Source organism: Mycobacterium sp. IDUB_36, assembly GCF_055419225.1.
In genome coordinates this window covers 670,837-697,457 of sequence record NZ_JBVAXH010000002.1, presented here as the reverse complement: position 1 = coordinate 697,457, position 26,621 = coordinate 670,837, and the positions used below count along the sequence as shown (strand labels likewise).

13 protein-coding genes are annotated in these 26,621 nt (G+C 68.1%); 10 read left to right on the top strand and 3 right to left on the bottom strand.

Features of this window, described 5'->3' with window-relative positions; genetic code table 11:
- Positions 1–26 precede the first annotated feature (26 nt).
- Genes ACZYW1_RS21580 through ACZYW1_RS21565 form a run of 4 tightly spaced genes read left to right on the top strand, consistent with a single transcriptional unit; the run spans position 27 to position 3,609 of the window.
- Complete coding sequence (locus ACZYW1_RS21580) at positions 27–1,496, top strand: flavin-containing monooxygenase (protein ID WP_463788495.1); 1,470 nt, start codon at positions 27–29, stop codon at positions 1,494–1,496.
- Positions 1,493–1,933, top strand: coding sequence for a VOC family protein (locus tag ACZYW1_RS21575; protein WP_463788494.1), 441 nt, complete (start codon positions 1,493–1,495; stop codon positions 1,931–1,933). The genes ACZYW1_RS21580 and ACZYW1_RS21575 overlap by 4 nt, the downstream gene beginning before the upstream one ends.
- Entirely contained in the window at positions 1,930–2,667 is a 738-nt protein-coding gene (locus ACZYW1_RS21570) for an SDR family NAD(P)-dependent oxidoreductase (protein WP_463788493.1), read from the top strand. Before ACZYW1_RS21575 ends, ACZYW1_RS21570 begins: the two co-directional genes overlap by 4 nt.
- Before the next feature lie 24 nt (positions 2,668–2,691).
- The gene (locus ACZYW1_RS21565; protein ID WP_463788492.1) at positions 2,692–3,609 is read left to right on the top strand and encodes an LLM class F420-dependent oxidoreductase; all 918 of its coding nucleotides are present in this window, start codon (positions 2,692–2,694) and stop codon (positions 3,607–3,609) included.
- 9 nt (positions 3,610–3,618) lie between these two features.
- Here ACZYW1_RS21565 and ACZYW1_RS21560 read toward each other — a convergent pair whose 3' ends face one another.
- The 3 genes from ACZYW1_RS21560 to ACZYW1_RS21550 form a co-directional block, all read right to left on the bottom strand.
- On the bottom strand, positions 3,619–3,804 hold the full coding sequence (locus ACZYW1_RS21560; protein ID WP_463788491.1) for a hypothetical protein: 186 nt from the start codon (positions 3,802–3,804) through the stop codon (positions 3,619–3,621).
- 66 nt (positions 3,805–3,870) lie between these two features.
- Positions 3,871–5,490, bottom strand: coding sequence for a (2,3-dihydroxybenzoyl)adenylate synthase (locus ACZYW1_RS21555; protein WP_463788490.1), 1,620 nt, complete (start codon positions 5,488–5,490; stop codon positions 3,871–3,873).
- Between the two features lie 88 nt (positions 5,491–5,578).
- A complete protein-coding gene (locus ACZYW1_RS21550) occupies positions 5,579–6,607 on the bottom strand; it encodes a hypothetical protein (RefSeq protein WP_463788489.1) in 1,029 nt (342 codons plus the stop codon).
- Between the two features lie 327 nt (positions 6,608–6,934).
- Here ACZYW1_RS21550 and ACZYW1_RS21545 point away from each other — a divergent pair, with 327 nt between their 5' ends.
- The 6 genes from ACZYW1_RS21545 to ACZYW1_RS21520 are packed head-to-tail and all read left to right on the top strand — an operon-like array spanning position 6,935 to position 26,617.
- Complete coding sequence (locus ACZYW1_RS21545) at positions 6,935–10,438, top strand: non-ribosomal peptide synthetase (protein ID WP_463788488.1); 3,504 nt, start codon at positions 6,935–6,937, stop codon at positions 10,436–10,438.
- Positions 10,435–11,202, top strand: a complete 768-nt coding sequence (locus ACZYW1_RS21540) for a thioesterase II family protein (protein WP_463788487.1) — start codon at positions 10,435–10,437, stop codon at positions 11,200–11,202. Before ACZYW1_RS21545 ends, ACZYW1_RS21540 begins: the two co-directional genes overlap by 4 nt.
- A complete protein-coding gene (locus ACZYW1_RS21535; protein ID WP_463788486.1) occupies positions 11,195–12,505 on the top strand; it encodes a beta-ketoacyl [acyl carrier protein] synthase domain-containing protein in 1,311 nt (436 codons plus the stop codon). The genes ACZYW1_RS21540 and ACZYW1_RS21535 overlap by 8 nt, the downstream gene beginning before the upstream one ends.
- Complete coding sequence (gene mbtD, locus ACZYW1_RS21530) at positions 12,505–15,513, top strand: mycobactin polyketide synthase MbtD (RefSeq protein ID WP_463788485.1); 3,009 nt, start codon at positions 12,505–12,507, stop codon at positions 15,511–15,513. Before ACZYW1_RS21535 ends, mbtD begins: the two co-directional genes overlap by 1 nt.
- On the top strand, positions 15,510–22,052 hold the full coding sequence (locus ACZYW1_RS21525) for an amino acid adenylation domain-containing protein (RefSeq protein WP_463788484.1): 6,543 nt from the start codon (positions 15,510–15,512) through the stop codon (positions 22,050–22,052). Before mbtD ends, ACZYW1_RS21525 begins: the two co-directional genes overlap by 4 nt.
- Complete coding sequence (locus tag ACZYW1_RS21520; protein WP_463788483.1) at positions 22,049–26,617, top strand: amino acid adenylation domain-containing protein; 4,569 nt, start codon at positions 22,049–22,051, stop codon at positions 26,615–26,617. The genes ACZYW1_RS21525 and ACZYW1_RS21520 overlap by 4 nt, the downstream gene beginning before the upstream one ends.
- Positions 26,618–26,621 lie beyond the last annotated feature (4 nt).

Below are 26,621 nucleotides of genomic sequence, written 5' to 3'. Positions count from 1 at the left end.
GGGGTGCGTATGTAACATTGCTCAGTATGGTCGCGTCGGCGAGGAAGCTACGGGTCGGCGTCATCGGCGCCGGTCCCGGCGGCATCGCGATGGGCATTCAATTGGCGCGGGGCGGCTACGACTTCACCATCTTCGAGCGCGGCGACGGGTTCGGCGGAACCTGGCGCAACAACACCTATCCGGGCGCGGCCTGCGATGTGCCGTCGCACTTCTACTCGTTTTCGTTCGCGCTCAACCCGTACTGGAGCAAGACCTACGCGAACCAGCCCGAGATCCTGGCCTACCTGGAAAAGGTCGCCCACGACCACGGACTCGCCAGGCATCTGCGGCCCGAGGCCACCGTCACGTCATTGCGGTGGTCGGATGCCGACGCCCGGTGGACGATCGACACCGAACAGGGGGAGCGGCACGAGGTTGACATCGTCGTCAGCGCCGTCGGCATGCTCGACATACCCAACATCCCTGCCATCCCGGGCCGGGAGTCTTACGGCGGCAGGGTGTTTCATTCTTCTCGGTGGGATCACTCGAAATCGACCGCAGGGGAACGGGTTGCGTCGATCGGTACCGGAGCCAGCGCGGTGCAGTACGTTCCGGCGATCGCCGCGCAGACCGAGCATCTCACCGTGTTCCAGCGCACGCCGATCTGGGTGGCGCCCCGGTTCGACGATCCGTTCACCCCGGATCAGCAGGCGTTGTTCGCGAGCGATCCGGCTGAGGCGCTCAAGGTTCGCGACGCCGCCTTCCAGCAGTACGAGGCGGCCGACTTCGACCTCGAGTCCGACATGACCAAGATGCTGACCGACATGTCCTACGGCTACCTGATGAAGAAGGTGCAGGACCCGGCATTGCGGTCGAAGTTGTTGCCCGACTACCCCGTTGGGTGTAAGCGACCGCTGCAGTCCAAGACGTGGTTTCCGGTGTTCGCACTGCCGAACGTCGCCTTGGAGACCTCGCCCATCGTGGCGTTCACCGAACGGGGTCTGCGCACCGCGGACGGTGTCGAGCATCTCGTCGACACGGTGATCTTCGGAACCGGCTTCAAGGCGGCGGATTACCTGAGCAGTCTCGAGGTGTACGGCCGTGGCGGTCGACGACTCCACGACGAATGGTCCGACGGCGCCGAGGCATATTTGGGCACCGTGGTGCCCGGCTACCCGAACCTGTTCACCCTGTACGGACCGAACACCAACGGGATCACGTCGATGATCTACATCCTCGAGGCGCAGGCCGAATTCGTGCGCCGGTTGCTCGACACGATGGGCCGGGAGGATATTGCGGCGGTGGACGTCAAGCGTGGGCCGCACGACGAGTTCAACGCCGAGATCCAGACTGCGCTCGACACCACAGTCTGGGCGGCCAACTGCAGCAACTACTTTCGTCATCCCAGCGGCAAGATGGTGACTCAGTACCCGTACAGCGGGGCCATGTTCGCGCAGCGTCTCGCCGCGGTGACCCTGGACGTCTTCGATACTTCTACACCGGGGGAGAGCGCATGAACGGTATCCACCATACGGCCATCGTGACCACCGATGTCGAACGCGCACTGCGCTTCTGGCGCGATGGGCTGGGGCTCGAGATCATTTTCGACCATGCGTTCCGTGGCGATTGGCCCACCCTTTTCGATGCGAAGAACGACACGCTGCGCTCGATCTTCCTCGGCGACCCGGCGGCGCTGGACGGCGGTCTGGTCGAACTGGTCACCTTCGAAGAGTCCGCGCCGGCGCCCGAACCGATTGCGGGGCCGGCGCCCGGGTTCTTCCTGGTCTCGTTGAACCGTGACGTCGGACCGGCGCTGGACCGACTGGCAGAGCTCGGATTCACCGAGGGAGTCAGGCGGATCGAGGTCCCGGCGCCGAAGGGAAAGCAGGTGGAGATGGCCGTGGTGGTAGCGCCGGACGGGGTCCGCGTCGAGTTGATCGGCCCGGCGCGATGAGTGCGATCGTGACCGGCGGGGCGTCGGGCATCGGTCAGGCCGCCGCTGACCGGCTGCGCAAAGCCGGACATCACGTTGTCACCTGGGATCTGCGCGGCGGCGACATCGACTGCGACATCAGCGATCCCAGCCAGGTGGCTGCGGCACTGGAGCACACGCTGACGACGGCCGGAGCACCGGATCGGCTGATCGCCTGCGCGGGCATGGGCGCATCCGGCTTGCTGCTGGCGCAGGATCCCGACGAGTGGAGGCGGGTCATCGACGTCAACCTCACCGGAACCTGGCTGACCATGCGGGCGGTGGCCCAGGCGATGATCGACAACGGCGGTGGCGGATCCATCGTCGCGGTGTCGAGTATCAGCGGCACCGTGGCCGACCGCGACATGGGTGCGTACTGCGTGTCCAAAGCCGGGGTCGACATGCTGGTACGGGTGGCGGCCAGCGAATGGGGGCCGCACGCCATCAGGGTCAACGCAGTGGGGCCGGGCGTCACCCGGACACCGATGCTGGCCGGGGCCGAACAACTTCCCGGCTGGCTGGATGCGCTGAGCGAACGGACCGCTCTCGGCCGGGTCGGTGAGGCCGATGACGTCGCCGAGACGGTCGTCGCGGTGCTCGAGATGAGTTGGGTGACAGGGCAAACCGTGCTGGCCGACGGCGGCTTGGCGTTGCAGAGTCCGATCGACACCTACGGGCAGGTGCAGCGGCTGCGCGCCAAGCACAGGAATAGCTGACCGCGAGAGGGCGTTGGGCGCAGCATGCCTGCTGGAGTACTGCTGATCCCGCGCCCCGGTGCCGCCAATCTCGTCGACGATGTCCTCGACCAAGCCAGACGGGCTCACGAGCTCGGTGTCACGAAGGTGTGGCTGGCGCAGCAGCTCAGCTATGACGCGATCTCGTTGGCGGCGGTCGTCGGCGCTGCTGTACCGGGGTTGGGGGTCGGAACCTCGGTGGTCCCGATCAACCCGCGACACCCCCTGATCGTCGCCCAGCTGGCGCAGACAGCGCAGGCCGCCACCCACGGCAACTTCAGTCTCGGGCTCGGACTGGGCGCGCGCATCGTCGAACGTCCGGCTTTCGGCAGCGAATGGACCAACGTCATCACCCGACTTCGCGAGCATCTGACGATCCTGCGTTCGGTGTTCGACACCGCAAGCGTCGACTTTCACGGCAGCGAAATCAGCGCCAGCCCGACCTGGCCGGTGCAGGTCGCGGGCGGCACTCCGCTTCCGGTCTACGTCGCGGCCATGGGCCCGAAGGCGTTGCGGGTCACCGGCGAGTTGGCGGACGGGACCATTCCCTATTTGGCGGGTCCGCGGACCACCGGAGAATTCATCGTGCCGACCATCAACAAAGCCGCAGCGGACGTCGGGCGTCCGACACCCCAGGTGATCACCGCCGTGCCGGTACTGGTGTCAGACGATGTCGAAGGTGCCCGCGCAGCGGCTGCCGAGCAGCTCGGCTTTTATGAGGCAATACCGTCGTACCGCAACGTGATTGCTCGGGAGGGTGTCGACAGCATCACCGAATTGGCTGCGATCGGACCGGAGAACACTGTTGTACGGCGCTTGAATTCGTATCTCGATGCAGGTGCCACCGAGTTGACGCTCAGCCCGCTGGAGCGAGCCGACTCGGCAGACCGCGAAGCGCTGTGGAGGCTGGCTGCTGCGCTGTAAGCAGCCGAATTACTTGACGTGGAACGCGAGCAGCGCGTCCCCGGGAACCATGCTGGACGGCGAGGCCATCGCCGCGCCCGCTCCGAAGAGCGCCGCGCCTGTGGCCAGCACAGAGAAGGCGAGCGACACGACTGACCGCTTCGTCTCGATGCGGCCGTTAGCCGCCGACGAACTGCTGTCAACCTGTGTTTTCATGTCTCTGACGGTAGTGCTCAAAGATAAAGGATCTCTGTCCGAACTCGGTGAATTCGCCGGCGAATTCTAAGACTGTAATTGCCGCGCAATGGCCTTCTTGTCGACCTTCCCGACCGGTGTGGTGGGCAAGGCGACCAACGCATTCAGTACGTCCGGCCTCGCATGCCGGGCCACGCCGCGCTGGTCGAGATAGGCGTTCAACTCGGCCAAAGTCACCGGTTTTCCCGAGAAAACAACTGCCGCGCAGATCTTTTCACCCAGATACGAGTCCGGCAGTGGGACCGCCGCGGCTGCCGAGATCGCCGGATGACTGCGCAGATGTTCCTCCAGATCTGCCGCCGGAACAGTCTCGCCGCCGCGATGGATGACGTCTTTCACCCGGCCGGTGACCTCTAAGTTTCCGTTGTCGTGCAGGCGGACCAGGTCGCCGCTGCGGTAGAAGCCCTCGGGGTCGAAGGAGGTCGCATTGGCCTCCTCGGCGCGGAAATACCCGTTGAAGGTGTACGGCCCCCGGACCAGCAATTCGCCTTCGGTACCGGCGGTAACGGGTAGGCCGGCGTCGTCGACGACGCGTATTTCGTCGTCCGAGCACAGCGGCCGGCCCTGGGTGTTGTCGACGACTTCGGGGGGGTCGCCGGGTCGGGTGTAGTTCAGCAGTCCCTCGGCCATGCCGAAGACCTGCTGCAGGCCCGGTGTCAGCGTATCGCGGACCCGTTGCGCATCAACGGCTTCCAGCTTGGCGCCGCCAACCTGCAACAGCCGCAACGTGGTTGGCGCCTCCGGCTCCCATTCGGTGGCCTGCGCCCACAGGTTGGCCAGCGCCGGCACCAACGCGGTGACGGTGACGCCATGCCGGGCGATCGCACCGAACGCCGACTCCGGGCTCGGGTTGGTGAGGAACACCGTGGTCGCGCCGGCCGTGATGGCGCCGAGAAGGCCGGGGCAGGCCAGCGGAAAGTTGTGTGCGGCAGGCAAAGCCGCCAGGTAGACGTCATCGGCGGTGAGCTTGCAGAGTTCGGCGCTGGCGGTGGCGTTGTAGACGTAGTCGTTGTGGGTGCGTGGGATCAGCTTGGGGGTGCCGGTGGTACCGCCGGACACCAACAGCAGCGCGGGGGTCGCCGGATCTGGTTGATGGACCGGCCTTTCGGTGTCACCGGTACCGATTTGTGTCCAGGCGGTGAACGGACCCGGGTCGCCGTCGACGATGACATGACGCAACCCGGGATGGTCCTGCGTCAGTTGCTGGGCCATCGGACGGTAGTCGAAACCGCTTGCGGTGTCCGGGATCAACAGTGCTGTTGCTTCGCTGACCGCGGCGAAATGTCCCAACTCGGCCGCCCGGTGTCCGGTCAGGCACATCACCGGGATCGCGCCCGCGCGGAGCAATCCGAACAACGCCACCGCGAACTGGCAACTGTTGGGGAATTGCAGCAACACCCGGTCGCCGGCAGCGATACCCAGCGTGGCCAGCCCCGCGGCGGCACGACTGGCACGCTCGTCGAGCTCGGCGAACGTGAGCCGGTTCGCTCCGTCGGCGTCCACCACGGCCGCGTGGGTGGGCCGGCGGTGCGCCGCCTCGGACAGCAGCGAGTCGACCGGTCTGCCGCTCCAATACCCCGCGGCCCGGTAGCGCGCCGCTCGGTCGGGCGGAAACGGCACAAAGCCGTCCAGGTGGGACGAAGCCATCGCTTGCCTCCGATTGCGGTGATCTGAATGCACAGGGCGGGAGGGACGACGCGCGTCCGTCCCGCCCTGGCGCATGCTCGCCTCGAGGCTAGAACAACCCTCCGAACAGGTCGGGCAGCGTTGCCGTCACGGCCTCGGCGGTGCCGGTCGTCGCCGATTCCGCTGCCAGTGTGCCGAACGCATCGATGAACTGGGTGGTCCAGGTCGTGTATAGCTCGTCGAGGAAGCTGCCCGCGTTGAGCAGACCCGGGAACAGCTCGGCCGCTCCGTTGAACGGGTTGGTGCCGGCGTCGTAGCCGTTGACGATGGCATTGAGCACGTCGGACCCGAGATTGTTCAGGTCGGCCAGCCCCTGCGTCGCGGTATCGGGATCGGCGAGTTCGGTGCCGATGTTCTGCAGGTCGCCGCTGAGCGCGAAGAAGCCGCTGATCTCCGGGGACAGCACGGTCTCGGCAAGCCCCTTGAGCTCGTTGTAGCTGCCGAACGACTCGAGCAGATTCGTTTGAACCTGCGACAGCTCGACCGGAATCGACAACGTCGTGACGCCCTTGGTGGTTTCGTCGAGCAGCGGTGCCAGCAACGGCTTCAGCGTGTGGTCCAGCAGTTCCAGGGAGTAGGCGTTGAAGTCGCTGTACAGCAGCTGCAGCTTGCCGTCTTGCAGATCGTCGGCGAGCGTCGCGAGCAGGCTGCCGGTGGGCGCGACGGCGTCGGGGCCGCCGAGCACCGGCTCTCCGCCGAACAGCCCGAAGACGTAGCCGTCGTCGCCGCCGTACCAACCGCCGAAGAGGGCGTTGTTGATACCCGTCTCGAAGCCCGTCAGCGCCGTGCCGATCTGGGTGCTGAAGTGGTCTGACACGTTTCCGAGCGCCTCGGAGAGCGCCGCGCTCGAGGCGGCACCTTCGTCTTGCAGCGTCCCGAGGTTGTCGCCCACGTTGGCCAGGAAGGTCGTCCAGTCCACCTCGCCGGAGACGAGTTTCACGTCTCGGTGTGCGGGCAGCGGTCCGGCGACCAGGGGAGTGTTCGTCGCGAACAGGCCCGCGCCCGCGACTGCCAGACCGGCGATCACGAGCACGCTCCGCCGAGCCGGGTGGGAGGGGGACAGGACAGCTGGATGCACGGCATCTCCTCAGATCGACAGCAGTGATTTCAACGCCTTGAACAGGCGGAACGGCACGCTACCTAAGAATTTTCTGAGCCACAATAGGTAAACCTAACCTAATTGTTAAATGCCTAATCAACACACATGTTTGTCACATAGATGCTGCTCTGATGCGATCCTCCGATGCGAAACCCCGACGGTTCGACGTTGAGTGGCTGCCATCCGTGCCCCCGGCATCCGGAGATCCTTAGCGCAATCTGAGGGCGGTAGCGTCGTAGGTACCCCGACCACTAAAGTGACCAGCAATTTAGGCTAGCCTCAACTAACCAGTAGGAGGGTTGAGTCATGACTGGCGGGGTCGGGGCTTCCGTTGCAGGTAGCCCAAGTGACGTGCGTGCTGAGGTGGCCGAATTGCTCGGCGTCAGCGTCGATGACGTCGACCCCGGTGGCAACCTGATCAGCCAGGGTCTGGACTCCATCCGGATGATGTCGCTCGCGGGTAAGTGGCGCCGTCGAGGTATCGATGTGGACTTCGCCGCGCTGTCCGCCGATCCGACCATCGAGGCGTGGTCGCTGCTCGTCGGGGACGGCCCGGATGCGGTGGAACCCGATGCGCCGGCAGCGCAGACGGTCACCTCTGACGGCGCCTTCCCGCTGGCGCCCATGCAGCACGCCATGTGGGTGGGACGCCACGACAGTCAGCCGCTCGGCGGTGTGGCCGGCCACCTCTACGTCGAATTCGACGGTGGGACAATCGATCCCGACCGTCTGCGCCGGGCAGCGGCCGCGCTGGCGGCGCGGCATCCGATGTTGCGGGTTCGATTTCTGTCCGACGGAACGCAACGAATCGAGCCGCCCGCCGCGTTTCCCGTCACCGTTCACGATTTCGGTGGCCTCCGCGAAGACGATGCCGCCGAGCGGCTGCGCGGCATCCGGGAGGCCAAGTCGCACCAGCAGCTCGACGGACAGGTGTTCGAGCTGACGCTGTCGGTGCTGGCGGGCGGGCGGTCTCGGCTCCATGTCGATCTGGACATGCAGGCTGCCGATGCGATGAGTTACCGCACCCTGATGACCGATTTGGCCACCCTGTATCAGGGTCGGCAGCTGCCGGAGCTGGGTTTCACCTACCAGGAGTACCGCCAGGAGATCGTGCGACGCGAGGCGCAGCCCCGCCCGGACCACGACGCCGATCGGGACTGGTGGTCGCAACGTCTACCGGAATTCCCGGACCCGCCCGCGCTGCCCGCCACGAACCGAACACTGTTATCGCGCAACAGCACCCGACGTTGGCAATGGCTGAATCCCGAAACCCGCGACCAACTCTTCGCGCACGCCCGCTCCCGTGGAGTGACGCCCGCGATGATGTTCGCCGCGGCCTTCTCGCACACCCTGGCGTGCTGGTCGAGTACCTCGCGGTTCCTGCTGAACGTCCCGCTGTTCGGACGGGAGGCGCTGCACCCCGACGTCGACAAGCTGGTCGGCGATTTCACCTCCTCGCTGCTGCTCGACGTCGACCTGACCGGCACCACCGACGCCGCATCGCGGGCACACGCCGTGCAAGACGCCATGCGAACCGCCGCCGCACACGCGAATTACCCGGGGCTGTCGGTACTTCGGGATCTGGCCCGCCACCGCGGGACTCCGGTGCTCGCCCCGGTCGTGTTCACCAGTGCGCTGGGACTCGGCGAGTTGTTCGCCGGCGATGTCACCGACGCGTTCGGCACGCCCAGCTGGATCATCTCGCAGGGGCCGCAGGTTTCGCTCGACGCTCAGGTCACCGAGTTCGACGGCGGTGTCATGGTGAATTGGGATGTGCGAGAGGACGTTTTCCCGGCGGGCGTGATCGACGCGATGTTCGCCCACCACATCGACGAGCTGCGGCGGATGGCCGTCTCCTGCGACGCGTGGACGCAGCAGGACCCGCCGGCGTTGCCGCCGGATCAGCGCGCGGTGCGCGACACAGTCAATAGCCGTCGCGCCACCCCCAGTGGGGAGGCGTTGCACGACGGCTTCTTTCGACGTGCCGAAAGCCGGCCGGACGCACTCGCCGTCCTGTCCGGCTCCGGTGACCTGACCTACGGCCAGCTGCGGCGTCAGGCATTGCTCCTGGCGGCGGCGTTGCGCGACAACGGGATCGGAACCGGCGACACGGTGGCCATTGTCGGGCCCAAGACCGCCGAACAAATCCCGGCCCTGTTGGCGATCCTCGCGGCCGGTGGTGTCTACCTGCCGATCAGCGTCGATCAGCCCCGTGATCGCGCCGAACGGATCCTGTCCGCGGGTGAGGTCAAGCTGGCGCTGGTGTGCGGTGGACGCCCGGTTTCACTGCCGGTGCCCGCGTTGACCATCGCGGACGTCCTCAGCGCGGCGACAGCCGACCCGCAGTTCACCTCCGTGCCGGTCGATCCCGCGGCGCTTGCCTATGTGCTGTTCACCTCCGGTTCGACCGGTGAGCCCAAAGGCGTCGAGGTGACGCACGACGCCTCGATGAACACCGTCGAATTCATCGGGCAGCATTTCGAGATCGGACCCGCGGATCGTTGCCTGGCGCTGTCGACGCTCGAAGGCGACATCTCGGTGATGGACATCTTCGTCACGTTGCGTACCGGTGGTTCGATCGTCGTGGTGGACGAAGCGCAGCGCCGCGATCCCGACGCGTGGGCCGGACTCATCGAGGCCCACCAGGTGACCGTGCTGCACTTCATGCCCGGCTGGCTGGAGATGCTGACCGAGGTCGGTGCGGGACGACTGTCGTCGGTGCGGGTGGTGCCGACCGGTGGCGACTGGGTACGACCCGAGGTCGTCCGCCGGTTGCGCGCCGATGCGCCCGGGCTCCGGTTCGCCGGGTTGGGCGGCGCGACCGAAACCGCAACGCACAACACCATTTTCGAGGTTGGCGAGCTGGACGAACTGTCGCCGGAGCTGACGGCGCTGCCGTTCGGCACACCGCTGGCCAACAACGTCTGCCGGGTGGTGAACGACCGGGGTAGCGACTGCCCCGACTGGGTGGCCGGTGAACTGTGGATCTCGGGCCGGGGCATTGCACGGGGATACCGCGGGCGCCCGGATCTCACCGCCGAGCGTTTCGTCGAGCATGACGGCCGAACCTGGTACCGGACCGGCGATCTGGCTCGCTACTGGCCGGACGGCGTCGTGGAGTTCGTCGGGCGCGCCGACCACCGCATCAAGATCAGCGGCTATCGGGTCGAGATCGGTGAAGTGGAGGCGGCGTTGCGGCAGATACCGGGCGTCGCGACAGCGGTGGCCGCCGTGCTGCCCGCCGTGGGTGACGGCGAGGTGCTGGCCGCCGCCATCCATGCCGACAACCCGGCGCTCGCGCCCGACACAATTCGTGCGGCGATGTCCGATCTCGTTCCTACGCACATGATTCCGCGTCAGCTGTCGTTCGTGGAACGCGTTCCCTACACGCTCGGCGGCAAGATCGACCGTCGTGCCGTCGCCGGTCAGCTGGCGGCAGCCAGGGAAGGTTCGGCGACGCCCGACCGCCGAGCGCCGTCGACACCGGTGGAGTCCGCGGTCGCGGCGATTTTCGGCGATGTGCTCAGCGCCGACGTGGTCGGCGTGGACGACGACTTCTTCGCCCTCGGTGGTGACTCTGTGCTGGCCACCCAGAGTGTTGCCCGCATCCGGGCGTGGCTGGACACCCCCGACATCATCGTCGCCGACATCTTCGCCACCCGAACGGTGTCCGCGCTGGCCGATTTGCTGGTCCGCCGCGAATCCGACCCCGGCCGGCTCGAACAGGTCGCCGAGATCTACCTGGAAGTCGTCGGCATGGACGCCGGTCACGTGGTGGCGGCTATCGCCGGAAACGAAGTGGCGCAATGATCTTCGACAACTTGACTTCGGTACAGAAGAAAGACTTCCCGTCCTGGATCAAGCGGGTGCCCGGACAGAACCCGGCGGCGCGCGGTGCCACCGTGGTGTTCCCGCATGCGGGTGGCGCCGCGACGGGTTACCGCAAGCTCGCGGCGGCATTGGCGGCCGGCGGCGGTGACACCTACATCGTCCAATACCCGCAACGCGCCGAACGGCTCAGCGAGCCGGCGGCCGAGACGGTGCAGGCGCTGGCCCGCAGTCTCTTCGTGGCCGGCCCCTGGCGTCAGGTGGCACCGCTGCGACTCTTCGGTCACAGCATGGGCGCCGTCGTGGCCTTCGAATTCGCCAGGATCGCGGAATCCCGTGGCGCAGCGGTGCACAAGCTGTGGGCTTCGGCGGCCCCGGCGCCGTGCGCCGTCGAAGCCAAGCCCGAACTGCCGACCAGTCACGACGACCTGCTGGTCGACATGACCGAATTCGGCGGGACCGACGCCGAGTTGCTCGCCGACCCAGAATTCGCCGAACTGTTGATCGCGGCGATGCGTGCCGATTACGCGGCGATCAACCGCTACTCCTGCGGCGCTGACATCCAAATATCGGCCGACATCTCCGCGCTGGGAGCACACAACGACCTTCGCGTTGACGCCGCCGAACTCCAACTCTGGGAACGGCATACCGCCGGCGCCTTCGATCTCGACTGGTACGACGGCGGGCATTTCTACCTCGACGACCACCTCGACGACATCGCTGCGCGAGTGAATGCCGATGACTGACCGCGAGCGCGCGCTCGACCATGATCCGGTTGTCGTGGTCGGTATGGCACTGGAAGCGCCCGGTGGAATCGACACCGCCGACGGGTTCTGGGAATTGCTGTCCCAGGGCCGTGAGGCCTTGACACCGTTCCCGGTCGATCGTGGCTGGTCGGTTCGTGAACTGTTCGCCGGCTCCCGGCGCAGTGGGTTCAAGGAAATCCATGATCGTGGTGGATTCCTCAGTGGTGCAACGATGTTCGATCCGGAGTTCTTCGGGATCTCGCCGCGCGAGGCTGTCGCGATGGATCCTCAGCAACGAATCGCGCTGCGGGTGTCCTGGCGGGCCCTGGAGAACAGCGGCATCAATCCCGACGACATGGCCGGCCACGAGATGGGCTGCTACCTCGGCGCGTCCGCCACCGGGTACGGGCCACAGATGGCCGAATTCTCGGAGTACAGCGGTCATTTGCTGGCGGGTACGGCGCTCAGCGTGATCTCCGGGCGGATCGCCTACACGCTGGGGTCGACGGGGCCGGCGGTCACGATCGACTCGTCCTGCGCCTCGGCGCTGGTGGCGTTCCACGCGGCGGTGCGCGCCGTGCAGAACGGCGACTGCGACCTGGCTTTGGCCGGGGGTGTCAATGTGCTGGGGTCGCCCGGCTTCTTCGTCGAATTCTCCAAACAACACGCCCTGTCGGACGACGGCCACTGCCGCGCCTACAGCGCACAGGCCAGCGGGACGGTCTGGGCGGAAGGAGCGGCGGTCTTTGTGCTGCAGCGAAAGTCGGCGGCGCTGCGCGACGGTCGGCACATCGTCGCCGAGATTCTCGGCAGCGCCATCAATCACGACGGCCGGAGCGCGGGCCTCAGCGCTCCCAGCGGCACGGCGCAGGTCAGCCTGTTCCGTCGCGCGATTGCGGAGGCCGGGATCCGTCCCGACGAGGTCGGCATGATCGAGGGGCACGGTACCGGCACCCGGCTCGGCGACCGCACCGAGCTGCAGTCGCTGGCGCAGACCTACGGCGACACTGAGCGCGGGGCCCTGCTGGGGTCGGTGAAGTCGAATCTGGGTCACGCCCTGGCCGCCAGCGGCGCACTCGGGCTGGCCAAGATCTTGGTCTCGGCCGAACGCGGCGCGATACCGGCAACCCTGCACGTGGCCGAGGCGAGTCCCGAAATCGACTGGGAGAAGCAGGGTTTGCGGCTCGCCACCACGCTGACGCCGTGGCCGGCCGTCGACGGCCACCGGGTGGCAGCCACCTCGGCTTTCGGTATCGCCGGCACCAACGCCCACCTCATCGTCTCGCTTCCCGAGGTCGCGTGATGCTTGCGCAACCCTTGCCCGACGGCCGCGTTCCGGTGGTGCTCTCGGCGCACCACCAGGAGTTGATCGGCCGGGACGCGTGGGCGATCCTCGATCATCTCGACCGGCTCGGCGACGATCGTGATCCGACCGTCGATGTTGCGTCCACCGTGCTGCGCCTGCGCCGGATCCGACGGCACCGCGCCGTGATCCGGGCCGCCGACCGCGGCGAGCTGGTGGCGGCGCTGTCCGCGCTGGCCCACGACGAAGAGCATCCTCTGGTCGCGCGATCGTCGAAAAGCGTGACGCCGTCCGTGGCGTTCGTGTTCCCGGGCCAGGGCAATCAATGGCAGTCGATGGGCTCGGACGCCTACCGCCAACTCGTGGCCTATCGCGCCGAGGCCCACCGATGCGCGGACGCCTTCGTCGCGGCCGGGTTCCCGTCACCGCTGCCGTATCTCCAAGGCGATCGCCACCAGGATTGGACGCGGGTCGAGATCCAGGGGGCACAGTTCACCCATGCGGTCGGGCTGGCCGCGCAGTGGCGGTTCTGCGGCATGCTGCCGGCCATCACCGTCGGGCACAGCCTCGGTGAGGTGGCGGCGGCGTATGTGGCCGAGAAGATTTCGTTGAGCGATGCCGTCACCCTGGTCGGTGCGCGTGCCACCGTGGTCGGCCGACTGACCGGGCACTACGCCATGGTGGTGCTCGGCCTCAGCCTCGACGACGCGCAGGCCATGATCGACGCAACGCCGGGCTGGCTGGAGATCTCGGCGGTCAACGGCCCTTCGGCGACGGTGGTGTCGGGTGACCACGACGCGGTCGTCGCGGTGTCCGAGCTCGCGCAGACGAGCGGTGTGTTCGCCCAGAAACTCGTCGTCGACTACCCGGGCCACACCAGCGCGCTGCGGCCGCTGGGTGCCGAATTGGCCGCGCTGCAGCCGCGGTCGGCTTTCCGTGACGGACCGATGGCCTTCATCGGCTCGGCGGTCGGCGCCGAAGTCGGCGGCGATGTCGACTTCTCCCGGTACTGGTACGAAAGTCTCTGCAGCACGGTCAGATTCGACCGCGCCGTGGTCGCCGCCCAGAAATGCGGCGCCGATGCCTTCATCGAGATGTCCGCGCATCCGTCGCTGCTGTACCCGCTCAACGACCTGGTCGGCGACGACTCGGCGCTGATCCTCGGATCGGGGCACCGCGACCAGTCGATCGTCGAGGTGTTGTCGGCCAACATCGCCGCCGCGGCCGTCGCCGATCCGCACTATCCGTGGGCCGACGCCCTGCCCACTGCGGCGGTGTCACCGCTGCGCGGGTTCCCCAATGCCCCGATGCGGTCGGTACACCTCTGGGCGGCACCGGATCCGGTGAGCACCCGCGTCGCCGAGACCGGCGCACCCTTGACCGTCGCCGTCGAGGATTGGCAGCACGTGGACGTGCCGACGCCCGCCGCCGCGACGCGATGCGGTATCGCGATCGTCGGCGACACCGCGGTGGCGCAGGTGTTGACCGCTGCCGCGTCATCGCACCGCGGTTACGACGTGGTGTCACCGCACGAAGCGGAAATCGTTGCGGTGGTGGCGCCTCCGCTCGACGCGCTGGACGTGACCGAAGCGATTGCGCAGATCGCCGGTCGCGACGATGTCGGCCTGCCGGACTACGACGCGGTCATCGGCTCACGCTGCCGCGCGGTGTGGCTGCTCACGGCGGGTGGTGAACGGGTCGCGCCCGGTGATGCCGCCACCCGTCCCGCCCAGGCGGCGTTGGCCGCGATGCACCGTAGTGCCGGCTTCGAATTCGGTGACCAGGCGTTCGGGAGTCTCGACCTGCCGGCCGGCGAAATCGACGAGACGGTCGCAGCGGCCGCTCTCGACGTGTTGCTCGACGACGCCGGTGTGATGGCACTGCGCCCGCACGGCGACGACGCCGGGCCACGGCGGTACACCCGTACCCTGCGCGAGCACCGCGAGCAGGTCACCGCGCGGCAGCTCGATGCGGCCGCCCTGGAAAACGTGGTGATCACCGGTGGAAGTGGCGCCATCGGCCTGCGGTACGCGCAGTACTGCATCGAGCGTGGCGCGCAGCGGGTGATTCTGTTGAGCCGCAACGGGGTAGCGCCCGACGTGATCGAACAGTTGATCGGGCGCCATCACGTCGAGGTGCATGCTCCGTTGTGCGACATCACCGACGCGACCGCGGTCGCCGGGGTGGCGGGCCGATACGCCGGGGCCGGCGCGTCGTTGCTGATCCACACCGCCGGAATCGCCTCGGCGGCCCGGCGGGCCGAACTCACCGGGGCGGACGTCGCCGCCGTGTGCGCCGCGAAGGTCGTGGGCCTGGCCACGATGGCCGACGGGTGGCCCCTGCAACCGGAGTGCCGCATATTGGCGTGCTCGTCGGTATTCGGTGTCTGGGGCGGCCACGGCCACGCCGCCTACTCGGCGTCGAATCGCATTCTGGACGTGCTGGCGGCGCAACTGCGCTCGACCGGATTGGATTGCACGGCTATTCGCTGGGGTCTGTGGCAAGACGCCGGCGTGGTCGCGGCGGCCGAGATCGCCCGCACCGAGCGCTCGGGACTCACCGCGATGCGCCCCGAGGCGGCGGTGACCGCCAGCCTCGGCCGATTCAGCGACGACCCGCTGATCTTCGACGCGGACTTCGACCGGCTACGGGTCTTCTTCGAAAGCCAGGGGATTCCGATGAGTTTCCATCTGTCGGCGGACGTCGAGAACACCGAGCGGCACCGCGACGACGACACCCGGCCGCTGGTCGATGTGGTGTGCGCCGAACTCGCCGCGACGCTGCATCTGGGCAACTCAGTGTCGATCGACGCGACCGCGTCGCTGATCGACCTCGGGTTGGACTCGCTGCTGGCACTCGACCTGCGGCGCCGGCTGCGCCGGGCGGTCGGCCATTCGGCGCCGGTGGCGCGGATGCTCGGCGGGATCACCGTCAACGAACTGATCGACGTCCTGGGTGCCGCCGCACCTGACGGCCGGGACACGGGGAAGGCTGGAACTCGCGCGTGACTGACACCACCGGTCTGGACACACTGGACGCCCAACGTCTGGAATTGTTGCGGCGCAGGATCGCTGAGCGTGGCCTCGCGCGACCCGCAGCCGACACCGACGTCGCCGAGGATGGCGGACCGGGCTCGGAGATGTCCGACGGCCAGCGCCGGATGTGGTTCGTGCAGTCGGTCGACCCGGACGGTGCGCTGCTCAACATCTGCGTGTCCTACCGCGTCACCGGCGATGTCGACCTCGCCCGGTTGCACCGGGCGGTCGACGCGGTGGCGGTGCGTCACCCGGTGCTGCGCACGACGTACCAGACCGACGGCGACGGCGATCCGCATCCGGTGGTCAGCGACGATCTGCGGCCGAGTTGGGCCGAGCACGATCTGTCCGGCCTCGCGGAGCAGGCTCGCCGGCTGAGGCTGGAAGTGCTTGCCCAACGGCAGTTTCGGCAGCCGTTCGACCTGACGCAGGAGTCGCCGCTACGCATCGAGGCCGTGCGGGTCGGGGCCGGCGAGCTGATGCTGCTGTTCACCGCCCACCACATCGCCTGGGACGACGGCTCGTGGGCGCCGTTCTTCACCGACCTGATGCGCGCGTACACCGAGGACGACTTCGCCGCGACAGCACCCGCGGTGCGGGTCACGGCGGACGCGGTCCGCAGCAGCGAGGAGGACCTGGCCTACTGGCGCTCGCTGATGACGGATCTGCCTGAGCCGCTGGAACTTCCGGGTCCCAACGGCTCGGTGGTACCCAGTACTTTGCGGGCTCAGCGCGCCACCGTGCAGCTGTCGGCCGACACGGTCGAGCGTGCGTCCGCGCTGGCCCGGGAAATCGGCGCGACCCCCTACATGGTGTTGATGGCCGCGTTCGGCGCGCTGGTACACCGTTACACCCACGCCTCGGACTTTCTGGTGGCGACACCGGTGCTCAACCGTGGCGCCGGAACCGAGAATGCGATCGGCTACTTCGGCAACACCCTGGTGATGCGGATGCGCCCCGAGCCGCGTCAGACGTTCCGGGAACTGCTCGCCCAGACCAGAGACAACGCGGTCGGCGCGCTGGCGCATTCGCGGGTCGACCTGGAATGGCTGGTGCGTGCCTCCAACCCGGACCGCCGGCACGGGGCCGAGCGAATGACGCGGGTCAGCTTCGGATTGCGCGAGCCCGACGGTGGCGGCTTCAGCCCGCCCGGCGTCCGGTGTGAACGCGCCGATCTGCGGGGCCATTTCAGCCAGTTGCCGCTGAGCGTGATGGTCGAACTCGACGGCTCGGGCCGCGGCGCAATCGTCGAAGCCGAATATCTGGTCGAAGTACTCGACCGCCCACTGGTGGACCAGCTGCTGCGTCACTACGGCGTCCTGCTGGATCATGCTCTGGCGCAACCGGATACCGCGCTCTCGGCGTGCGGACTGATGAGCGAGGCCGACGAGGAGTGGCTCCGCGCCGTCTCGTCCGGGGAAGACTTCAGCACTCCGGCCAGCACGCTGCCGGAGATGGTCGCGCGGCGGGCCGCCCTGACCCCGGATGCCGTCGCTGTCGTTTACGAAGGGCGGCAGTACAGCTACCGCGAGATCGACGACGAGGCGAATCGGCTGGCGCACTGGCTCATCGAGCAGGGCATCGGCACTGAGGACCGGGTGGCGGTGCTACTGGACAAGTCACCGGAACTGGTCATCACAGCACTGGGCGTTCTCAAGGCCGGGGGAGTCTACCTACCCGTCGACCCGACCTATCCGGACGACCGGCTGGCCTTCATCCTCGACGACGCCCAGGCGAAACTGGTTCTGCGCGAAGCGGTCACCGGGCTGGAAGACTATCCGGCCACCGAGCCGAGCGCGCTGATCCGGCCGCTCGGCCCCACCAACACCGCATACCTGATCTATACCTCCGGCTCGACCGGACTGCCCAAGGGTGTCCCGGTGCCGCACGCGCCGATCGCCGAATACTTCGTCTGGTTCGGCGATGAATATTCGGTCGACGAAACCGACCGTCTGCTGCAGGTCGCCTCGCCGAGCTTCGACGTGTCGATCGGCGAGATCTTCGGAACGCTGATCTGTGGTGCACGACTGGTCATTCCGCGGCCGGACGGTCTTCGCGACATCGGATACCTGACCGAACTACTGCGCCGTGAAGGCATCACCTCGATGCACTTCGTCCCGTCCTTGCTCGGGCTCTTTCTCTCACTGCCGGGCGTCAACCAGTGGCGCACGCTGCGCCGGGTGCCGATCGGTGGTGAACCGCTGCCCGGCGAGATCGCCGACAAATTCCATGCCACCTTCGACGCGCTGCTCTACAACTTCTACGGCCCCACCGAGACGATCGTCAACGCCACCAGCTACCCGGTGGAAGGTACCCAGGGCACCCGCGTGGTGCCGATCGGACGCCCGAAGATCAACACCCAGATCCACCTGCTCGACGACGCGCTGCAGCCGGTGCCGGTCGGTGTGATCGGCGAGATCTACATCGGCGGAACGCATGTGGCACGTGGCTACCATCGTCGACCCGGTCTGACCGCCGAACGCTTCGTCGCCGACCCGTTCATCGCCGGCGCCCGGCTCTACCGGTCGGGCGATCTGGCCCGCCGCAACGCCGACGGCGACATCGAGTTCGTCGGCCGCGCCGACGAGCAGGTCAAGATCCGCGGATTCCGCATCGAGCTCGGTGAAGTCGGTGCGGCGATCTCGGTCGACCCCAGCGTCGGCCAGGCCGTCGTGCTGGCGAGCGATCTGCCCGGACTGGGGAAGAGCTTGGTGGGCTACGTGACTCCGGTCGACGGCAGCGAGCGCGACAGCGTGGACCTCGAGCGGATCCGGGCCCGGGTGGCCGCGGCACTCCCCGAATACATGACCCCGGCGGCCTACGTGGTGATCGACGAGATCCCGATCACCGCGCACGGAAAGATCGACCGGACCGCGTTGCCGGAACCGGAGATCATCGCCAAGGCGCAATACCGGGATCCGTCGACCGTCACCGAAAGACGGGTCGCCGCACTGTTCTCCGAACTGCTCGGCCACGACAAGGTCGGTGTCGACGATTCATTCTTCGACCTGGGTGGACACTCGCTGGTGGCGACCAAACTGGTGACCGCCATCCGCTCGGAGTGCGGGGTCGAGCTCGGCATCCGCGACATCTTCGAACTGGGCACCGTCGGGTCGCTGGCGGAACGGATCGACGATCTGCGATCCGGTGCGCGCGGACAGACGCGGCCCAAGCTGATAGCCACCGTCCACGACGAACCACTGCCGCTGTCGGCATCCCAACTGCGGAGCTGGTTCGCCTTCCGCGTCGACGGTCCGAGCCCGGTGAACAACATTCCGTTCGCCGCGCGACTGACCGGGCCGTGGGACATCGACGCGCTGATCGCCGCGGTGGGCGACGTGGTCGCTCGTCACGAAATCCTGCGCACCACATACGTTGACGACGACGGTGTCCCGTATCAGGTCGTCGGTCAGGTGGCCGACCCGCCGGTGCGCCGCGCGACCGGCAGCGGCGAACTGTGGCTTCAGGAACAGCTGGAGGTCGAACGCCGGCACTGCTTCGAGCTGGACCGGGAATGGCCGATCCGGGTCGCCGTACTCGACAACGGCGGCGAGCACGTCTTGTCGCTGGTGGTGCATCACATCGCGTCCGACCACTGGTCGGCCGGGGTGCTCTTCGCCGACGTGATGACCGCGTACCGCGCCCGCCGCGACGGCGAGTCCCCGTCGTGGGCCCCGCTGCGTATCCAGTACGCCGATTACGCTGCCTGGCAACGTGATTTCCTGGGTGAGCCGGGCGGTCAGGAGACCGCGGTCGCCGCCGAACAACGGGACTACTGGACGAGCCAGCTGGCCGGCCTCCCGGAGGACAGTGGTCTGCGGCCCGACTTCCCGCGCCCGCCGCTACCCAGTGGCGACGGAGAGTCGGTGACGTTCAGCATCGACGCGGCCACCCGCGCCAAGCTCGCCGACCGGTGCCGCGAACTGGGCGTCACGGAATTCATGGCGCTGCAAGCCGCCGTCGCGGTGGTGTTGCACAAGGCGGGCAGCGGCATCGACATCCCGCTCGGCACACCGGTCGCCGGGCGCACCGAGGCCGAGCTCGATCAGCTGATCGGGTTCTTCGTCAATATTCTGGTGCTGCGCAACGACTTACGTGGCAACCCCACCCTGCGCGACGTGCTGGTCCGGGCGCGGGAGACCGCGCTGGCCGCCTATGCACACCAGGACCTGCCGTTCGACCGGGTGGTCGACAGCGTCAGCCCGGTGCGATCGCTGTCCCGCAATCCGCTGTTCCAGGTCATCGTCCACGTCCGCGACCACCTGCCGGCCACCCGGGTGATCGAGACGGCGCCCGACGGCGGGCAGGACACCGTGTGCACGTCACTGGACCCGGTGTTCGACATGGCGCATGCCGACCTGAGCGTCAACTTCTTCGGCACCGACGGCTCCGGCGACGTGGGCTACAACGGCAACCTGATCTTCCGCACCGAGCTCTACCAACGGCACACCATCGAGCGGCTGGCCGGTTGGCTGACCCGGGTGGTCGCCGAGTTCGCCGACGACATCGACCAGGGTCTGCGCGACGTGGTGCTGGCCGACCACCACGAGCAGCAGCGCATCCTGACGCAGTGGAGCCGCGGTGACCAACCGCCCGCCGACCGGCCGCGGACGGTCACGGAGCTGCTCGCGGCCGGCCGGCCGGGTGACGGGGATCGGGTTGCGGTGCGTTGCGCCGGTCAAGACCTGGATTATGCTGCGCTGCACCGCCGTTCGGATAACCTGGCGGCGCTGCTCGCCCAGCGCGGGGTTCGCCCCGGGGACTTCGTCGGGCTGTCGGTTCGGCGCGGCATCGACATGGTGGTGGCGCTGGTGGCCATCGTCAAAGCCGGCGCGGCGTACTTCCCGATCGATCCCGGTTACCCGTCGGCCCGCAAGCAGTTGATGCTCGACGACGTGCGCCCACCTGTTGTGATCGCGACGGTCGAGGCGCTCGACACCATGCCGGCCGATTCCGGGGCGTCGGTCCTGCTGCTCGACGACGCGGAGGTGCGGGCCGCGGTCGACTGGCCGGCTCTCGTGGCGGCCGCGCCGCGCCCGCCGCATCCCGACGATGCGATGTATCTGGTGTTCACGTCCGGCTCGACCGGAAAACCGAAAGGCGCCTTGGGTACTCAGCGCGCCATGGCGGCCCGGCTGGATTGGCAGTTGCGCCACTACCCGCCGCATGGCGACGACATCCGGTTGTCGCAGGCGTCGATGACGTTCCTCGAGGGCGGGATGGAATTGCTGGCCGGGCTGGCCGCGGGCGCCACCATGATCCTGGCCGACGACGTCGAGCACCGCGACGCCGAAGCGCTCGGCGCGCTGATGGCCCGCGAGTCGGTCGCCCAGATCACCGCTGTGCCCAGCCTGGTGTCCGCGCTGGTGGACAGTTCCCCGGATGCGGTGCGATCGCTGGCCCGGCTGGTCTGCGGTGGCGAGCCGGTGAGCGCGTCGCTGCTGCAGCGACTGACGTCGGTCTGCGCCGACGCCGGCCCGGAGCTGTTGAACAACATCGGTTCGACCGAGACCTCCGGCGCCGTGTCCCGTGGCCCGCTCGCTCTGCCCAGCCCGTTGGTGGGCTCACCCGTTGCCGGGGCGCAGGCCTACCTGCTCGACGATGGCCTGCGGCCGGTGCCGGTCGGCGTGGTGGGTGAGTTGTACTACGGCGGTGACCAACTGGCCCGCGGCTACTGGAAGCGGTCCGCGCTGACGTCGACGCGGTTCATCGCCGACCCGTTCGCGACCGAACCCGGCAGCCGGTTGTATCGCAGCGGTGATCTGGCCCGCTGGACCGAGGACGGCCGGCTCGAGTTCGCCGGCCGCGCCGATCACCAGGTGCAGGTGCGCGGGTTCCGGGTGGAGCTCGCCGAAGTCGAGGCGGCGCTGGCCGCCGCCGACGGAGTTGCCGCCGCCGCCGCCCGAACCTGGGAGGTGCACGACGGCACCAGCCTCGCCGGATACGTTGTGCCGCAACACCCCGTCGATGACGCGGAAAAGGCCGCCTTCGCCGCCGCGGTGCGGGCCTCGATCGGCACCACCCTGCCCGGATACATGATGCCGTCGTCGCTGACCGTGCTCGACGCGCTGCCGAAGACGGAGTCGGGCAAGCTGAATCGGCCGGGCCTGCCGCGTCCGGCGGTCAGCACCAGCGGAATCACCGAGCCGACCCGCACCACGACCGAACACGCCCTGGCCGCGGTGTTCGCCGAGCTGCTCTCCACCTCCGAGGTCGGACGGTTCGACGACTTCTTCGCGCTCGGTGGCGACAGCATTCTCTCGGTCCAATTGGCCTCGCGGGCAAGGGCGGTCGGATTGGCCGTCAACCCGCGGATGGTGTTCGAGAATCCGACCGTCGAGCAGCTCGCTGCGGCGGTGGATGCGCTCGGCGCGATCGGAGCCGATGGGTCAGCCGGCGACGCCGATTCCGGTACGGCCCGGTTCGAGCCGATGACCGCCTCGGGATTGTCGGAGACCGACCTGGCCGCGGTGACGCAGCTGTGGTCCAAGTCGCGAGACGGCACGCCATGACAGCCACCGGCGCAACCGAGACCGGTGAACGCGAAGCCGCACCGCCCGACATCGAGGACGTGATGGCGCTGAGTCCTCTTCAGGAGGGCCTCTATTCGCTGACCATGCTTTCCGAGCTGGGGGACCCGGATGACGGGCAGCCGGTCGACGACCCCTACGTGATCGGGATGGCCGCCGACATCTCCGGCTCCCTCGACGTCGAGTTGCTCCGCGACTGCGCGGCCGCGATGTTGATCCGGCATCCCAACCTGCGGGCCAGCTTCTTCAGCCGCGGCATTCCGCGGCCGGTGCAGATCGTGCCGTCGCGGGTGGAGCTGCCGTGGCGGGATGTCACCGCAACCGAGGCGGACATCGCTGCGATCGAGCTCGACGAGCGGCGACGTCCCTTCGATCTGGAGCGACTGCCTGCGCTCCGGTTCCTGCTCATCGAACTGCCGGATGCGCATTGGCGTTTGGTGATCACCGCCCATCACATCGTGATCGACGGCTGGTCGCTGCCGGTCTTCGTCGCCGAGATGATGATCCTGTACCAGTCCGGCGGCAGCCTCGATGCGTTGCCGGTCGCACCGCGGCCCTACCGCGATTACATCGGCTGGCTCGCCGGCCGCGATCAGGAAGTCAGCCAGGACATCTGGCGCGAGCATCTCGACGGGCTGGCCGGCCCGACGCTGCTGGCGGCCGCGTTCGGCGGTGAGGACGCCGCCCACACCTCCACGCGCCTGCCGCAGAGTACCGAACTGCAATGGGACGGGGAGGCCACCGAGCGGCTGGTCGCCGGTGCGCGATCCCGCGGCATCACGCTGAACACCCTGCTTCAGATGTCGTGGGCGACCATCGTGGCACGCCTGACCGATCGCGACGACGTCGTGTTCGGGGTCACGGTGTCCGGCAGGCCCGCCGAGCTGGCCGGCGTCGAGACGATGGTGGGCCTGTTCATCAACACCGTCCCGCTGCGGGTGCGCCTCGACGACTCGGTCCCGGTCGGCCGGCAGTGCCTTGTCGTGCAACGTGATTCGGCGATCCTGCGCGAGCACAGCTATCTGGGGCATGCGCAGCTGCGGGCGATCGGTGGCGTCGGCGAGATGTACGACTCACTGCTGGTCTACGAGAATTTCCCGATCGGTGCCATGGCCGCCGGCGATCAACTGGCCGGCACCGGCGTGACCTTCCGGCCCGCGGCCGTGGAGAGCCTCACCCATTTCCCGATCGTGCTCGCCGCGCACATGACCGATGAGGGCCTGGTCCTGATGGTCGAAGTGCTCGACGGCGCGATCGGTGACACCGCCGCAACGACACTGGGCCAACGGCTGCTGTCCACTGCGGAGCGCTTGCTGCAGCACTGGGACCGCCCGCTGGGCGAGGTCAGCGTGCTGCTGGCCGACGAAGCGGTTGCGCTCGGTGCCGGCGCGGCGGAACCCGCCACCGCCGACGGTATTCACCGCAGGTTCGCCGCGGTCGCTGCCCGGACGCCCGACAGTCCGGCCGTCACCTGGGCCGACGGAGTGCTGAGCTATGGCGAGCTCGATGCCGCGGCCAACCGGCTCGCCGGTGCGCTCGCAGCGCGGGGAGCCGGCCCCGAAACCCCGGTGGCGATCAAGCTTCCCCGCGATCCGCGCTACATCGTCGCGATCCTCGCGACACTCAAAGCCGGTGCGACGTATGTGCCGTTGGAGCCGGGAATGCCTGCGGAACGGGTGAATTCGATCCTGCGTCAGAGCGGCGCCGGCATCGTCGTCGACGAGGACTTCCCGGACGACGGTCCCGGCGACTTCTCACCCGTCGACGTCGAGGCCGAGCGCGCCGCCTACGTGGTCTTCACCTCGGGGACAACCGGTGAACCCAAGGGCGTGATCGGAACTCACGCGGCGGTGGGCGCCTACGCTGACGACCACCTGGATCACGTGTTACGGCCGGCGGCCGCGCGGCTGGGCCGTCCGCTGCGCATCGCCCACGCCTGGTCCTTCGCTTTCGACGCGGCCTGGCAACCGCTGGTCGCGCTGCTCGACGGGCACGTGGTGCATCTCGTCGACGAACGCACCCAGACCGACGCCGAGGCGTTGGTCGCCGCGATCGCCGATCACGGTGTCGACATGATCGACACCACCCCGTCGATGTTCGCCCAGCTGCGCTCGGCCGGACTGCTGACGCGGGTGCCGCTGGCGGTGCTCGCCCTCGGCGGTGAAGCGCTCGGCGCCGGCTCGTGGGCGTTCATCCGCAGTCAGTGCGACCGCACCGGGATGACCGCGTTCAACTGCTACGGCCCCACCGAGACGACCGTCGAGGCAGTGGTGGCCGCCATCGACGAACACGACGAGCCGTCGATCGGGCGCCCGACCGGCCACACCCGCGGCTACGTGCTGGACTCCGGGTTGCGCAGGGTGCCTCCCGGGGTGGCGGGGGAGCTGTACCTCGGCGGAGCGCAACTGGCCCGCGGATACCTGGGCCGCGCTCCGGAGACCGTGCAGCGCTTCATCGCCGATCCGTTCGTCAGCGGCGAGCGCATGTACCGCACCGGTGACCTGGTGCGCCGCCAACCCGACGGCTCGCTGCGCTATGTGGGACGCGCCGACGCCCAGGTGAAGATTCGCGGTCACCGGGTGGAGCCCGGTGAGATCGCCGTCGCACTGGAATCTCAACCCGGCGTCCGCCAAGCCGGTGTGGTGGTGCGCCAACGGCACGGTGTCCCGCGGCTGTTCGGCTATGTGGTGGCCGACGAGTCGGCGGGCCGGACCCCGACGGTCAACGAGCTGCGCCGCGCCCTGGTGCAGCGGCTGCCGCGGTACATGGTCCCGCAGCGCATCGTCGTCGTCGACCGGATCCCGTTGACCGCCAACGGCAAGCTAGATGAAACCGCATTGGCCGCAATGGATTCCGAACCTACCGAGTCGGACCGCTCCGCACCGGAAACGCCCACCGAATCGACCCTTGCCGCCGTCCTCACCGAGATCCTGCGCGTCGAGCACGTCAACCTCGACGCCGACTTCTTCGAGCTCGGGGTGGACAGCATCGTGGCGCTGTCCGTCGTCCACGCGGCCCGATCCCGCGGAATTCCGTTGCGACCGAGGCTCATTCTGGAGGCGGGATCGCTCCGCGAACTTGCGGCCTTGATCGACTCCGGTGCCGAGTTGTCGCGGCAGGCGCCGTCCAAACCGCATTCGACCGAGGCCATCTCGCCGGTGCCGATCGTGTCGTGGCTGTACGAGCACGGAGACTTCCGGCGCTTCAGCCAGGCTGTTGTCGTCGCGTTGCCCCGCGACGTCGCGCCCGGGCGCTTGGAGGCGACTCTGCAGGCGGTGCTGGATCGGCACGACATGCTGCGCGGCGTGCTGGAGGTGGAGGGCGACGGTTACCGACTCACCACCCGTCCGCCGGGCGCGGTTCGTGCCGGCGACATCCTCACCCGTGTTCCGGGCTCGCCCGCTGGTACGTTGGCCGCGCACGCCACCGTGGTGATCGACAAAGTGAATCCCTCTGCGGGCGTGATGGTTCAAGCGTTGTGGTGTGACGCCGCGGACGACGGGGCCAGTTGTCTGTTGCTGGTCGTGCACCATCTGGCCACCGACGCCGTGTCGTGGTACGTGCTGTTGGCGGCATTGGCAGAAGCCTGGACGGCGCTGGACGGCGGCGGCGAGGTCGCGTTGACGCCGGAGTACACCGCGTACCGCGACTGGTCGCAGTTGCTCGAGGACCGCTCGCGCACATCGGAAGTGTCGGGCCAGCGGGACTATTGGCTGGAGCAGCTGGTTGGACCCGACCCGGCACTCGGGTCGCGGTTGCCAGACCCGACTCGGGACACCTGGGCGTCCTTGCGGACCAGCGAGACCCGAAGCGGCGTTGCGGAGACCCAGGTGATGCTGGACAAGATCGCCTCCGCGGGGTCGGGCATCGGTGTTCGCGAATTCCTCTTGGCCGCATTGACGTTGACGCTGAACTCCTGGCGGGCGCGCCGCGGCGACCCGACCGACGACGGCATCCTCATCGCGCTGGAAGGCCACGGCCGAGAAGACGCACTGTTCGACGGCGCGGACCCCGGCCACGACGTGGTGGACACCTCGGCCACGGTGGGTTGGTTCACCAACGTGTTCCCGGTCCGGTTCGGCGCCAGGCCGGACCGCGCGACCATCGAGACCGCCCGCGCCGATCCCGCTGTGGCCGTAGAACTGCTGCGCGAGGTGGTCGACCATGTGACGGCGGTGCCGAACGGCGGCCTGGACTACGGGCTGCTGCGCTACACGCGTCAGGATCCGGCTCTGGTCGCCGCCCGCCAGCCGCAAGTCGAGTTCAACTACCTCGGTCGCCTGGACATGACGCCGAGGTTCGATCACGGCAACGCGTGGACCCTGGTGTCGGACCCCGAGTTGACGCTGGCGGTACCGCTGGCCACCGAACCGGAATTGCCGCTGCGGTATACGTTCGACGTGATTGCCGTGGTGCAGGCAACTCCCGCGGGCCCCGAGCTCTTGACCAATTGGATTTACAGCGAACTGCTCACCACCGAGCAGGAAGCCGCAGAGGTGGGCGCACTATGGCGGGACGCGATCGCGGCTCTCGGAGATGCTTTATGAGGCG